The 14,033-nt window shown below is 34.5% G+C and carries 15 protein-coding genes; 7 read left to right on the forward strand and 8 right to left on the reverse strand.

The genetic code is table 11. The annotated features are described in order from the left end of the window. Positions 1–3: 3 nt before the first annotated feature. Together mgrA and RNZ46_RS14925 are read right to left on the reverse strand one after the other, a co-directional pair. A complete protein-coding gene (gene mgrA, locus RNZ46_RS14920; protein ID WP_316982966.1) occupies positions 4–1,014 on the reverse strand; it encodes an L-glyceraldehyde 3-phosphate reductase in 1,011 nt (336 codons plus the stop codon). 141 nt (positions 1,015–1,155) lie between these two features. Next, positions 1,156–3,462 (reverse strand): S9 family peptidase, encoded by a 2,307-nt coding sequence (locus RNZ46_RS14925; RefSeq protein WP_316982967.1) that lies wholly within the window; start codon positions 3,460–3,462, stop codon positions 1,156–1,158. A 245-nt stretch (positions 3,463–3,707) separates the two neighbouring features. On the opposite strand from RNZ46_RS14925, the gene RNZ46_RS14930 reads away from it, so the two are divergent. The 4 genes from RNZ46_RS14930 (at position 3,708) to RNZ46_RS14945 (ending at position 7,483) form a co-directional block, all read left to right on the forward strand. After that, a complete protein-coding gene (locus tag RNZ46_RS14930; protein WP_316982968.1) occupies positions 3,708–5,264 on the forward strand; it encodes a DEAD/DEAH box helicase in 1,557 nt (518 codons plus the stop codon). A 123-nt stretch (positions 5,265–5,387) separates the two neighbouring features. Continuing rightward, complete coding sequence (locus RNZ46_RS14935; RefSeq protein ID WP_316982969.1) at positions 5,388–5,897, forward strand: DUF3124 domain-containing protein; 510 nt, start codon at positions 5,388–5,390, stop codon at positions 5,895–5,897. Positions 5,898–6,081: 184 nt separating this feature from the next. Beyond that, positions 6,082–6,534, forward strand: a complete 453-nt coding sequence (locus RNZ46_RS14940) for a cold-shock protein (RefSeq protein WP_316982970.1) — start codon at positions 6,082–6,084, stop codon at positions 6,532–6,534. A 40-nt stretch (positions 6,535–6,574) separates the two neighbouring features. After that, a complete protein-coding gene (locus tag RNZ46_RS14945; protein ID WP_316982971.1) occupies positions 6,575–7,483 on the forward strand; it encodes an EamA family transporter in 909 nt (302 codons plus the stop codon). A gap of 27 nt (positions 7,484–7,510) precedes the next feature. Here RNZ46_RS14945 and RNZ46_RS14950 read toward each other — a convergent pair whose 3' ends face one another. The 6 genes from RNZ46_RS14950 to RNZ46_RS14975 all read right to left on the reverse strand — a co-directional run bounded on the left by RNZ46_RS14950 (position 7,511) and on the right by RNZ46_RS14975 (position 11,331). Continuing rightward, positions 7,511–8,239 carry a GIN domain-containing protein gene (locus tag RNZ46_RS14950; protein WP_316982972.1) on the reverse strand — a complete coding sequence of 243 codons (729 nt, stop codon included), beginning with the start codon at positions 8,237–8,239 and terminating at the stop codon, positions 7,511–7,513. A gap of 51 nt (positions 8,240–8,290) precedes the next feature. Continuing rightward, positions 8,291–8,431: a hypothetical protein gene (locus RNZ46_RS14955; RefSeq protein ID WP_316982973.1), complete on the reverse strand. Its 141-nt coding sequence runs from the start codon at positions 8,429–8,431 to the stop codon at positions 8,291–8,293. 17 nt (positions 8,432–8,448) lie between these two features. Further along, complete coding sequence (locus RNZ46_RS14960) at positions 8,449–9,093, reverse strand: hypothetical protein (RefSeq protein WP_316982974.1); 645 nt, start codon at positions 9,091–9,093, stop codon at positions 8,449–8,451. Positions 9,094–9,177: 84 nt separating this feature from the next. After that, a complete protein-coding gene (locus RNZ46_RS14965) occupies positions 9,178–10,263 on the reverse strand; it encodes a hypothetical protein (RefSeq protein WP_316982975.1) in 1,086 nt (361 codons plus the stop codon). Continuing rightward, positions 10,244–10,786: a hypothetical protein gene (locus RNZ46_RS14970; protein ID WP_316982976.1), complete on the reverse strand. Its 543-nt coding sequence runs from the start codon at positions 10,784–10,786 to the stop codon at positions 10,244–10,246. The genes RNZ46_RS14965 and RNZ46_RS14970 overlap by 20 nt, the downstream gene beginning before the upstream one ends. Continuing rightward, a complete protein-coding gene (locus RNZ46_RS14975; protein WP_316982977.1) occupies positions 10,786–11,331 on the reverse strand; it encodes an RNA polymerase sigma factor in 546 nt (181 codons plus the stop codon). Before RNZ46_RS14975 ends, RNZ46_RS14970 begins: the two co-directional genes overlap by 1 nt. A gap of 207 nt (positions 11,332–11,538) precedes the next feature. Here RNZ46_RS14975 and RNZ46_RS14980 point away from each other — a divergent pair, with 207 nt between their 5' ends. The 3 genes from RNZ46_RS14980 to RNZ46_RS14990 all read left to right on the forward strand — a co-directional run bounded on the left by RNZ46_RS14980 (position 11,539) and on the right by RNZ46_RS14990 (position 14,017). Further along, positions 11,539–12,588, forward strand: a complete 1,050-nt coding sequence (locus tag RNZ46_RS14980) for a glycosyltransferase family 9 protein (protein ID WP_316982978.1) — start codon at positions 11,539–11,541, stop codon at positions 12,586–12,588. Positions 12,589–12,679: 91 nt separating this feature from the next. Continuing rightward, a complete protein-coding gene (locus tag RNZ46_RS14985) occupies positions 12,680–13,222 on the forward strand; it encodes a DUF4251 domain-containing protein (RefSeq protein ID WP_316982979.1) in 543 nt (180 codons plus the stop codon). Between the two features lie 168 nt (positions 13,223–13,390). Next, the gene (locus RNZ46_RS14990; protein WP_316982980.1) at positions 13,391–14,017 is read left to right on the forward strand and encodes a dioxygenase family protein; all 627 of its coding nucleotides are present in this window, start codon (positions 13,391–13,393) and stop codon (positions 14,015–14,017) included. The last annotated feature ends 16 nt before the right edge of the window (positions 14,018–14,033 follow it).

Raw genomic sequence — 14,033 nt, forward strand, 5'->3', positions numbered from 1 at the left:
TTGTTAAACAATCCCATCAATCAAACGCAATTCCTCTTCATTAAAGTTTAGATTGTCCAACGCTTTCACATTCTCTTTTAATTGATTTGCAGAACTAGCTCCAATTAAAACCGATGCAACTTGCTTCTTCCTTAAAATCCAAGCAATGGCCATTTGCGATAGTTTTTGTCCGCGTTCTTCCGCTATAGCGTTTAATTGTTTTATTTTTTCAGTATGGTTTGTAACAGTTTCTTTGTTTAAAAACGTTAAATCTTTGGCGGCTCTAGAGTTTTCCGGAATGCCTTTTAAATACTTATCGGTAAGCATACCTTGAGCCAATGGCGAAAACGCAATACAGCCCACGCCGTTGTCTTCTAAAGTATCTAAAAGCCCATTTTCAATCCAACGGTCAAACATAGAATATCTGGCTTGGTGCAAAATAAAAGGTACATTCAAATCCTTCAATATTTTAGAGGCCTTTTGAGTCGCTTCTGGTTCATAATTTGAAATCCCAACATATAAGGCTTTGCCTTGACGAACAATATCTGCCAAAGCGCCCATGGTTTCCTCCAATGGAGTATTTGGATCTGGTCTGTGATGATAAAAAATATCGACATAGTCTAGTCCCATGCGTTTTAAACTTTGGTCTAAACTTGAAATGAGATATTTTCTTGAACCCCAATCTCCATAAGGTCCCGGCCACATATCGTAACCCGCTTTTGTTGCGATAAATAATTCGTCTCTGTAAGCCTTAAAATCTTTTTTAAAAAGGGTTCCGAAATTTTCTTCGGCAGAGCCATACGGAGGTCCGTAATTGTTTGCCAAATCAAAATGGGTAATGCCCAAATCGAAGGCGCAACGTAAAACGGCTCTGGCATTTTGCAAGTTATCAACAAAACCAAAATTATGCCACAACCCTAGTGAAATAGCCGGAAGCAGTACGCCACTTTTTCCCGATCTATTGTATTTCATAGTGTCGTATCGTTGTGAATCGGCATGATAAGATGCTGTTTTAGCTTTGTCGTTTGTTTGCATGTTTTCAAATTAAAAAGTCGGATAAAAATATGAATTTGTTTTCAGTAATAGCGGATTCTTATTCAATTTTAATACCGTGTAAAAACAAAAAGGCCTCTTAAAAATTTAAGAGGTCTTTTTAAATATAATTAAAATAATAATCTAATCTTTTAAAGGCTGTTTAACCTCCTGTTTTAAATGTTTGGCATAAAAACCCATCATCGCTTTGTAAAGTGCAATGGAGTTTTCTTCTTTAGCAAATCCGTGACCTTCATCGTACTTTACCATATAGGGCACATCGACTCCCTTGGCGCGTAAAGCTTCAACAATTTGATCGGATTCATCGATGTTTACCCGAGGGTCGTTTGCACCTTGCACCACAAAAAGCGGTTTCTTTATTTTATCAATATGGAATACAGGCGACACTTCATCCATAATGGCTTTTTCTTCTGGAACATCCAAATCATACCAAATCTCTTTGATAATTTTTAGGTATGGTTTCCAATAAGCTGGCATACTTTCCATAAAGGTGTATAAGTTTGATACCCCAACATAATCCACACCGCAAGCATATAAATCCGGAGTTTTTGTTAGGCCACGTAAAACGGCATATCCGCCATGGCTACCACCGTATATAGCGGCGTTATCTTTATCAACCCAACCTTTATTGATTACATATTGCAAGCCATCTTCTACATCGTCCATAGCTTTTCTGCCAATTTGTTTAAAACCGGATTCTAAAAACTCCCGTCCGTAGCCACCAGAAATTCTAAAATTTACTTGCAGCGTTGCATAACCACGGCTTGCAAAAAGTTGTGCTTCTGGATTAAAACCCCAAGAATCCCTTATGCCTTGTGGCCCACCGTGTGGATTTACAATTACAGGTACTTTTTCTCCGTTTAAAGCGGCTTTTGGCAAGGTGATATATCCGTGAATGGTTTTGCCGTCTCTACTTTTAAACGTAATGGGGCGCATTTCGGCCATATCACTTTCAATAAGATTTGGCATTAAATTGTAGAGCAATTTAAATGTGTCTTTTTTAGCATCGTACGCGTAATAAGTTCCGTATAATTTATCGCTTTGTATAAAGATTAAATACTTGCTTTCATCATCCGTTACATCCGGAATGGAATAATTATATCCCGGGAATTTAGTGGTGATTCTTTCGTGTAATTTTTTAAAATAATCACTTACCGGAACAATATTTCTTTTTTCACCTTCATAAGAGAAATAATCCAATTCGTAACCTCTGTGTCTTGACAATCCTAAACTGGATACATCGTATTTATCGTTCGAAAATAACTTTTTAATCACCTTATCCTCTTTTAAATCGTAAAGATAGATTTGCGTTTTATCGCTATCTAAATTTGAAATTACATAGGCTTCATGCGGATTGTCAGATGCATAATTAAAACTTATAATTGAAAAGGTATCTTTCCAGCTTAATTGTTTTTTAACCTCGTAATTTTCGCCATCGGTCGTGTAGTATAAATCGATATTTACACCATCGCGAAGTTTTGCAAAGCCACGTAAATTTCCGTCTTTATCAAACTCGTAACCATTAATGGGGTTGGCAGCGTCTTCGTTTTTATAAAGTTGTTTTAACTCGCCCGTTACAATATTGATTTTATATGGTTCGAAAATTTGAGGATTGTTCTTATTCATAGAAATAATCATATGATCTTTATCCTCTTTCAATCCATTAAGAATGTTCACTTTAACACCGTCAAAAGGCGTAAGTTCTTTTTGGTTTTTACCATCAACATCTACGGCAAATAAGTGGTAATCTTCATTACCGCCTTTGTCCATAACATAAATTAATCGCGAATCGTTTGCCCAACCAAAACCTCTAATAAGCTCTTCTTTTTCCTCAATAACCCGAGTTACCTCTTCGGTTTCAAGGTGTTTTACGTAAACATGGTTTTTTTTGTTATCATCTTTTTCTCGGTAAGATAAATAGGTGCCGTTTGGCGAAAAACTAAAGGATCTCGCTTTGGGTTTTGCAAAATAATCTTCAACCGAATATTTATAATTTGTCGGGTCCCAATTTGCTAATTTTTCTAAATCGGCATCCGATGTTGGTAAAGCCGTATTACCTGGCAATGTTTTAACTGTTTTGTTAAGTGTTAATGGCATTTCGTTTGGTCCTTGATAAAATGTTCCTGTTAATGTGTTTTCTGCAAAAGTACCAACATATTTTATACTAGCCTGATTAAATTTGATAGTTAACGTATCATTGGCAAAAGTGGTGACGTCCATAGGGATGCCTGTGGCGCCTTGCGATGGGCTGTCCATGGTCGATGTGTACGTATCGCCTTCCATGGATACGTTAAATACTAACGGAATTTCAGTGCCTTGTACGGCTAATTTGCCTTCCCAAGCACCAACAATGTCTTGAGCGTTTACCTGCGTTACCATCCCTAAAAATAAGAATAAAGCACCGCTGAATTTTAAAACTGTTGTTTTCATAAATATGGTTTAAGATTAAAAGATTCTTTTTTAACGACTTGTTGTAATATGTTGTTAGTGACGCATTATTAGATTTTGTTACACAATCATTCCAATAAAAGCTAAAAAATAATTGTAACTCTTATAGTTTCAGTAAGATACGTGAATTTTTTGACGGCTAAATAAATTCATTATTAATTTTACTGAGAATCATACAACAAAAACCCTTTAAAGGTGTTATTTTTGCACGTCTGAAAATCAAATATATGTCGAAAGTATCCACTGTAGAATTAGAAGAAAGAAAAGCTGGTAAAGACCTTTATAGTTATCAAAAAGGAGCCATAAATAAAATTTTTACTGCGTTTGAAGAATCTCCAGACGATTACCATTTGTTGTACCAACTTCCAACGGGTGGTGGTAAAACGGTTATTTTTTCCGAAATCGTTAGGCAGTATTTAAAACACCACAAAAAAAAGGTGTTGGTTATGACGCACCGTATTGAATTGTGCAAGCAAACCTCGAAAATGCTTACGGAATTTGCGGTACACAATAAGGTGATTGACAGTAAAGCGGATTTAAGCGATCAGGCCGAATATAGCTGTTTTGTAGCTATGGTTGAAACCTTAAACAACCGATTGAATGACGATAAACTGGATATATCGGACATTGGATTGGTGATTATTGATGAGGCGCATTACAACTCGTTTACCAAGCTGTTCAAGTTTTTTAGCAAATCGTTTATTTTAGGCGTAACGGCAACACCTTTAAGTTCGAGTATAGAATTGCCAATGACCGATAATTACGATGAGTTAATTGTAGGCGAAAGTATAGAATCCTTAATTGAAAATGGTTTTTTAGCACGTGCCAACATGTACTCGTACAATGTGGGTTTAACCTCGTTGGTGGTGGGTGCCAATGGCGATTACACGGTAAAGTCTTCTGAGGATTTATATACGGATAACGACATGCTTTCCAAGTTGATTCAGGCCTACGAAGAACGTTCTAAAGGCAAAAAAACATTAATTTTCAACAACGGTATCAACACCTCGTTGCACGTTTACGACACGTTTAGAAGAGCCGGTTATCCCATTGCGCATTTAGATAATACCAATACCAAAAAGGAGCGAGCCTTAATTTTAAAATGGTTTAAAAAAACACCGGATGCGATTTTAACATCGGTAAGTATTTTAACAACCGGTTTTGATGAGCCCACTGTTGAAAGCATTATTTTAAACCGAGCCACCAAATCGTTAACGTTGTATTACCAAATGATTGGTCGTGGGTCGCGTGTATTAAAAGATAAAAAGTCTTTTGATGTGATTGATTTAGGAAACAACTTCCACCGTTTTGGCGCTTGGGGCGATGATTTAGATTGGCAGAAAATATTTAGATCACCGTATTACTACCTTGATGCTTTATTGAGCGACGAGGAATTAGAAAGCAATTTTAGATATGAAATGCCCGATGAACTGCGCGCAGAATTTTCAAAATCTAAAGAAGTGTATTTCGATATTCAAAAAACCTATGTCGATTCCGTAAGAGCAGGGGAGTCTTCAAAAGTAGTTTTAGAGCGTTCCATCGAGCAGCATGCCAAAATATGTATTGAAAACAGCGAAGATGTTTACGATGCGTTGGCGTTAGCCAAAATGCTCGGGGACGATATCGATTTTAGAATTGGCAGATACACCAAATGTATCAGTAAAAGTACCTATAATTTTGTGGAATGGCTGAAAGGCGATTACCGTAAAAAACTGAATTCGTATTTGCGTTCAAATTTTGACGAGGTTTTTGAGCAAATCCACGGGTATCCACCAGAAGATTAATCCAAGTCTTCGTTTTTGTTCTTTATCAATACTAATTAATTTTAGTACATTGTAAACCAAAGTCGTTTAACGATGGATGAATTTGTACCAACCAAATATTCATTCTAAAAATTAGGGTAATAAATGAGGCAGAACCACATAGCTATAATTATATGTTTTTTACTTTTCAATTGTAAAGAAAAGAAAGAAAACAGCTCTTTAAATCCAGAAAATTGGTCTAAAAGAACAGTTACGCTTAAAGCAAATGATTCGTTTGAATACGGAAAATCCTATCTGTCAATTTACTCGCAAATTTACAGCATGTCTGAGCATACAACGCACAACTTAACATCAATGGTTAGTATGCGAAACACGAGCGAATCGGACACTATTTATCTTTTAAGAGCTGAATATTTTGACACGTACGGCAAGTCGGTTAGAAAATATTTTGATGCCCCCATATTTTTGGCTCCCATGGAAACCACAGAAATTATTATAGATGAAGTCGACGTTTCGGGCGGCACAGGTTCTAATTTTATTTTAGAATGGAAAATACCACAGCAATGCCCGGAGCCTTTGTTTGAAGGCATAATGACTTCCACAATGGGTCAACAAGGGTTGTCATTCACAACTCAAGCAAAAAGAATAGAATAAAACTGTTAAGTTTTTAACTTCGGAATATTCTTGTCTGATTTAAACGCAATTACGCGAATAAACGCTACCTTTTTCAAATACATTTATCGCTAAAACAGTATTAATACGGTGATTATTATAGCATCATAAAAATAAGGCGTATCTTTACACACTAATTTTTAAAATCTACAGGATAATATAAACTATGGCAAAATCGCAAGTTACATTTAACAAAATTGAAAAAGAAAAAAAACGTTTAAAGAAAAGAGAAGAAAAGCAAAAAAGAAAAGAAGCTCGTAGAGCCGAAGCTAAAGAAAACCCTCAAGGTATTCAGTTTGCTTATGTTGATTTTAATGGTAATTTAACCGATACGCCACCAGATCCAGCCATGCGCGAAAAGGTAGAAGCAGAAAGCATTGAGTTGGGCATTCCTAAAAAAGAAGATAGAATAGAAGAGGAGCCAGCCGCAAAAGAGGGCAAAGTCTCGTTTTTTGATCACTCAAAAGGTTTTGGCTTTATTATAGACAGTATCAATCAAGAAAAATATTTTGTTCATGTGAGCGGTTTAATTGATGAAATTACCGAAAACGACAAAGTGACTTACGAACTTGAACGCGGGCAAAAAGGCATGAACGCTGTTAGAGTAAAGAAAATCTAGTTTTTACTTCCTTTTAAACATTTAAAACTCAAAATATGGTATGAGTTTACCCCGAAAAACGATTCTTATAATATTGGCATTTTTTGCCATATATGTTATTTGGGGTTCTACGTATTTGCTTAATAAAATTGCCGTTTCCCATTTACCGCCCTTTTTTCTGGCAGCCGTTAGGTTTTTAGTGGCAGGTGCCATTATTTTTCTAATCGCAAAATCGCTAAAAGTCAGTCTTAAAATTTCAAAAAAGCAATTGCTAAATGCGTCTATTGCCGGATTCTTGTTTTTAACTTTAGGCAACGGACTTGCAGTTTTAGCTTTAAAATATATAGACAGTGGCTTTGCTGCTTTAGAGATTTCGGCACAACCACTGGTTGTTCTTATTATGATGCGGCTCCTTTACAACAAACGCATTGCCCTTATGTCTTATATAGGTGTAATCTTGGGGTTTGTGGGCATCTTTCTTTTGGTCAGTCAGAAACAAATTATAAGTCAAGAGGGACAAGTTTTGGGCATGGTTTTAATTTTTGCATGTATGCTCAGTTGGGCCTATGCCAGTATTTTTGTTGGAAAAGCAGATTTACCAAAAAACTCCTTTGTAAATACGGGCTACCAAATGATAACCGGTGGCTTGATGCTTGGTGTAATAAGCCTTTTTTTAAACGAACCATGGTCGTTGCCCCACGATTGGCAAAACGATGTGCAATGGGCTATGTTAGGACTTATTCTTTTTGGAAGCATTGTGGCATTTACCGCATTTAATTTCCTTTTAAAAGAAGTCTCTCCCGAAAAAGTGGCAACATCTACCTACGTGAACCCCATTATCGCTTTAATATTGGGCTGGTGGATTTTAAACGAACAAATTACAACGCAATCCGTTGTTGCTGCCATTGTTTTGTTAACGGGTGTATATTTTATAAATACCAAACGAAAGTTTAAACCACGACGCATTTAATTGGCAAGAGTGCGTTTAATTTTTTTCTTAATTAACTTTAATAATTCTTGAGTCGGCTGTTAAACGCTCGTAAATAATTGCTGCATCACCTTTATAACGCAACGTGCAATCTGCACTAGCGTCAATGTCAATAGTATTCGTTACCGATAAGCTTGCGTTGCAATCTGCTGTCATTTTAATTTTTAAATCTTCAACAATCAAATCATAACTGGTAAGTTTTGCATCGGCAGTGAGTTTTGCATATAAATAATCTGTATACCCGTATAAATCGGCTCTGGCATCGGCTGTGGCTATTAGCTCCAAATCATTCACATTAACTTCTCCTGAAAAATAGCTGTCTGCAGCAATTTTTATTTTAGCAGAATTAGTAGTTAAAGCATTTTGTAAGTAAATATTAGAATCGGCAGCGACCGTAAAATCTGTAATCGATTTTGTTGTAATATAAACATTTAAAGTTTCTTGCCCTTTAATGTTAATGTTGTTTTTAAGTTTTACAACAAGCTTATTGCCCTTTTTTGTTGCAGTGATATACTTGTGCAGATTAGCATTAGCTTCAACTTGTATAGATTCTTCGGTATCTGAAAATGTGATGTATGCGTTAAAATCGTTTGCAATTTCTACGGCGTCATAATTTACAATGTTTACGTCTCTGTAGGTTATGTTATCATTTGGGGAAACTCTTATGGTTTCAACGCTACAAGAGCTTAATGTAAGTGCTATAATTACTAATAAAATATGTTGTCTGTTCGATTTCATTTTGATTGATTTTTAGATTGAAATTTTGACTGTTTTGATTAATAACAGTTTTTATTGATTCATGCTTTCGCTTAATTTTTTAACGGGAATCCATTGAAAATTTATAGGATACCATTCGTTTTCTTCTTTATTTGTTTTTATTGAAACTTGATTGTTTTCTGAAAAAACATATTGTGTTTTTATATTTTCCATCTGTTTAAAGTTTTAAGTTAATTTTTTTTATATCGATTTCTTCCCATATTAAAAACGCCCACTTTTATGCCGATACCAACAGAATAGCCATCAATTCTTGATACATTGTATTCAGATTGTAAATTTAATCGGCTAGAAAATCTATGTTTTACACCAGCTTCCAATTGCAAATATCTTGAGATGTTATAAAGGATGCTGATGCCAGGTTCGACAACAAAGACAGCTTCCCAATCTGAATCTTCAATATAAGTATCATTAATATCGCCTTTAAGTAAACCTACTGCACCGCCACCGATAAGTAACGGAAAAGAAAGGTTTAATTTAGATTTACTGAATAAAATAGGCTCTAAATGTAAACCGCCATAGGCACCAACTAAATCGCGATTGTTATACGAAAGTCCCTGAAGATTAAAATCGGAATAAAAGCCAACGCCAACAAAGCCAATTTCAAATTTTTGATTTGCAACATAAGCCACTTTAAAACTAGCAGCATAAGTGTCAACTTTGTCAATTTCGCCATAATGCGTGGCAATGCCTAAATACACACCGTGTACTGTGTTTTTACGGTCGTTAAATTCAATGTAATCTTTTGATTCTTGAGCATTTACAAGTGCAATAAAGCATAATGAAATTGCTGTAAGTGTAAGTTTTATATTCTTCATGTTTTAAAATTTGATATAGTTATTACTATAGACAACCTAAAATTGTATAAGTTGCATACGTTAAAAATTATTTATGTTAAATGACTATTCTTTTAAAGTGATGATGCCTTTTTTTCCGGTAAAACGGAATGCTCCAAGGTTGGGTGATCCGTAAGAGGCCGTAATCTCACGGATTCTTTTGCTTTTATCTAAAACAGTTGTATTGATGTTTGAAAACGTTTTTGGCAAGCGTAATAAGCCTTCCTCTAAAGTGGCATTAAACTTAAAGGCTAAATTGCTTATGGCTATATTTATTTCTGAAGACTCTTGATTAATAGTTACTACTGCATCGGGGTTGTTTATTTTGTAAACCCTCAATTCTGCTACCTTCATAATTAAATTAATACCGTTCTCTACACTATTTATTTGAGCATTTGAAAACGAAAGTTCGCCATGAATTTTATCGGCTTGTTCCACAGTAATCTCATCTTTACTTGACACTAACTCTAAATCTGAAACCACATCAATTTGTATCGTACTCCCGCTAGTATTCAATATTAAGTCTTTAGATTCCTCAATATCAATGCTTCCATTTTTTAAATATATTGAAGCATAATCAACAGATTTTGTTCGTAGTTTTCCAAACTTCATATCAATGTTGGCATTTGTTATAGCTTCATTTATCCATAAATCGCCATGTTGCACGTTGGCTTTTAATTTACCGTTCCAGTTTTTTAAAATGACATCGCCAAATTTATTGGTAACGTCAATTTCGGCATTAATAGGCAAGTTAATCGTGTAATTTATTTCAACGTTGCTTTTATCTAAATCTATAGGATTTATTTTATTAAAAAATCTTGAAAAAAGACTCTTGTTTTTATCTGAAATTTCAGAAGTAATGCTCATGTAATCGCCCGCAGTTTTAAATTCTGGCTTTATTCTATCTAAAAGACTTTTAGCATTGTCTTTTTTCTTATTAGTTACCTTAATATCAATAATTATTTCAATACTATTTTGCTTCCATCCGTTAACAATTATATTGCCATATTTGTTATTTAATTGCAGTTCTCCAGTATGAGTCATTTCTAATGTTTTTTCGATTTTTTTGGTCACCATTTCTTGTGAGCACACCGAAAAACTTACCATTAGTAAAGCAACAAATACTATTTCTTTATAACGTGTAAACATCATCACTTTCCGTTTTTTTAGAACTATTAATTTGCTTTAATAAATTCTCTATTAATTCAATTCGTTTTTTATAATTAATTACAATAGCTTCTAAAACACGCTCGGTATCTAGATTTTTTTGTAATTCTTGTTTTAACTCTTCGTATTCAACATCCAATTCATCCATAAAAAGTAAAAATGCTTCTTTTTCATCAGCGGATAATTGCGCATTGTTGTTTACAAGTTTTACTTGATATGCGACTAAATCTTTGTAGTGCATATCAATATCAATTAATTCTTGTGAGGCAAAACTGTTTTGTTGATTTGATGCATTAAATCCCACATCAATTAGCGAAAACAGACCTAAAGCAACAATGATAGTTGCTGCCACTTTAAATGCTGGCGTTTGCCATAATTTTAAGGTTTTTACTTTTGTTTCGGGTTTATCTAACCGTGACTCAATATTTGCCCAAATCTTACTTTTGTCTGCTTTATGCACATCAAAAAGGGCCTTGTTTTCTTTTATGTGTTTTTCAAAATTGTCCATTATAATGTATTTATTATGTCAATTAATTTTTTCTTTGCTCTGTGATATTGCGATTTTGATGTAGACGCAGTTATGTTTAATATCTCGCTAATTTCAATATGGTCGTAACCTTCAATTAAATACAGATTTATAATTTGTTGGTAACCCGCTGGCAATAACCGTATGCCTTGAATTACTTTTTTTATTTCCATAGCCGGCGTGTCTTTTTCATTTTCATCATCTGCTTTTATGCGATACATTTTATCTTCAATTGGGGTTAGCGCTATTTTTCTTTTTTTTAAATGATTGATGCTTTTATTGATTATTATCCTTTTAAGCCATGAACCAAAAGTACTTTCATATTTAAAAGAATCGAGTTTATTAAAGGCTTCAACAAAACCATCTTGCACGACATCTTCTGCATCTTCTTTAATTTTCACCATGCGCATACTTATATTAAACATGGCGTCAACATACAGTTCATACAACTTGTATTGCGAATTTCTATCTCCCAACTTGCTTTGTTCTACAAGCTCTTTATGAGTATATAATACGTTGGTTTCCAATTAATTTTTATGGCTCTAATTCTTTCTAAAAGTACTTCAATTATTTAAGCTACAATTATAGACAGCAGAAAAAACAAAAGGTTGCATTTACGGTAAAATATTTAATAATAATTTTTGAAGCATTGGCAAAAATGCTTTTTTGTAAGCCTTTTAAAGTTTTGCGAACTCTAAGCTTATTCGTAATTTTGCCAGCTATAAAATGAATAGATGAAAGTACCAAACAGAATAAATGTATTTCGCAGAAAGCTGATGCATTTTATTACCAAAAATATTGGTAGTTCTCAAACCGAGCCAAAATTTGACCCGAATACCAAGGTTGAAATAAAAAAAATTTTAATCATTCGCCCAAACCACAGATTGGGCAATCAGCTGCTTTTAACACCCATAGTACAAGAAGTTATAAATACATTTCCAAATTGCGAAGTCGATTTGTTTGTAAAAGGCGGTGTGGCGTTTCCGGTTTTCGAAAATTATAAAGAAATAAAAACCATCTATCAGCTGCCCAAAAAGCCTTTCAATCATTTGTTTAAGTATGTTAAATGCTGGGTTTCAATCAAAAGAAAACATTATGACTTGGTTATAAATGGCGACAAAAACTCATCTTCAGGACGCTTGCTTACACAGATTTCAAATGCGGATTATAAGGTTTTTGGTGATGTAAATGAGGCGATTCAACTAAAACATTCCGATTACGAGCATATTGCCAAATATCCGGTGTATAATTTAAGGGATTATTTAACCAAATTGGGCTTTGATGAAAATAGGAGTGAAGTACCCGGTTTAAACATTAAATTGAGCGATTCCGAAATTGAAAACGGTAAACAACTACTCAAGGATATTGTTAAAAACAACAAACCAACCATCTGTATTTATACCAATGCCACGGGAAATAAATGTTATTCTGAAGATTGGTGGAACATCTTTTATAGTCGTTTGAAAACGGAATTTGAAAGTGATTCTAATATCATTGAAATGTTACCGATTGAAAACATTTCTAAAATTAACTTTAAAGCCACACATTTTTACAGCAAGGATATTAGGGAAATGGGTGCCATAATAAACAATACCGCTATATTTATTGCTGCCGATAACGGCGTGATGCATTTGGCCAGCGCATCAAAAACACCAACAATAGGGTTCTTTTCGGTAACCAACGAAAATATTTATGCGCCCTACGGAAATGGAAGTTTGGCCTTAAACACCAATAACACAACGATGGAAGATTGGATGGCCGAAATTAAAAAGGTTTTGAGTTAATTCAGATATAGATTTCAATTTTTAACAATCTGTTATTACAACAATTTATAGAGATTTTGTATTTTAGAAACACGTTTAAGTTCAATTAAAAATGAAATCTTTATATATCATAACAGTAATTGTTGCCATTACTTTTTTGTCTTGTAAATCGGCAAGTTCTAAAGTTACAGACGAGCAAATTAAAGCCCTTGAAACTTTAGTGGAAAACAAGAACTTTACCATTGAATCCAATTGGGCTTTTCCGCGCACCACGGCTGCTATGCAGCGCGTGCTTAACTCTGGGATGTTGCCATCGGGAAGTTCAACAGGTGCTATAAACCTTATTGGGAATTCCAATTTTTTAACGATTTCCGGAGATAGTATTACCTCGTATTTACCCTATTATGGCGAGCGCTATACCAACGTAGCTTATGGCGGAACTGATGGCCCTATTCAATTAAAAGGTGTGGTGGAAAACTATACGGTATCCAAAGGAAAACAGCATAGCTATATCATTTCGTTTGATGCCAAAACCAAATCAGAACGCTTTAATATTAGCATGACGCTGTACCCTAGTTTGAAAAGCTATGTGAAGCTATTGGGAAATTCCAGAAGCCCTATTTCCTATTCTGGGCATGTGGAAGATTCAGATTAAACCGGACATTTTTTTAGTGTTTTCAGAAGGTTTAATGTGAGCATTTAGCATTTTAAATAACAATAATGTATTTCATCTATTCATCGTAAAATAATATAGTTCAATCGAATTTTTTATTTTTCATCGTGATAATTATTTAATTTCGAATCGATTATAAATAATTACTCCATGAAAACCCTCTCAAATGCCCTATGCATATTGCTATTGATTAGCTTTTCTGTAACAGCAAATGCCCAAGAAAACGATACGGCCTCAAACGATATCCCACAGAATTACAAAAAGCGAAGTCCGATTTACGATTACGCCGAAAAACAATTAAACAGTGTAGACACCATTCCCGATTTTGTATCCCGAACAAGTAAATTGAAAATTACAGGCACCATTTATGAAAACGATGGAAAAACACCTGCAAAAAATATACTGTTATTTATACATCAAGCCGATGAAGACGGTAATTTTGAGCTGAAAAGACACAACAAAAAACGCTATGTAAAACACCGAGGTTGGGTGAGAACCGATGCAAACGGACGCTACACTTTTTACACTTTTATACCCGGAAAATATATGTTTGGTAATGAGCTTACGCAAATACTTCCTATTATTAAAGAACCAAATAAACCTGAATATAAAATTGAATCGTTTGTATTTGATAACGATCCGTTATTAACAAAGTCGTGTCGCGCAAAAATAGAGCAGACCAATCCCAATAGAATTCTTAAACTCGATTTAAAAGAAGGCTTATTTGTTGCTAACCGCGATATCATCCTTGGTAAGGAGCTTGAGATTTATGAGTAATTTTAATCCCATGTAA

The sequence above is a fragment of the Hwangdonia lutea genome (assembly GCF_032814565.1).
Taxonomy (GTDB): domain Bacteria; phylum Bacteroidota; class Bacteroidia; order Flavobacteriales; family Flavobacteriaceae; genus Hwangdonia; species Hwangdonia lutea.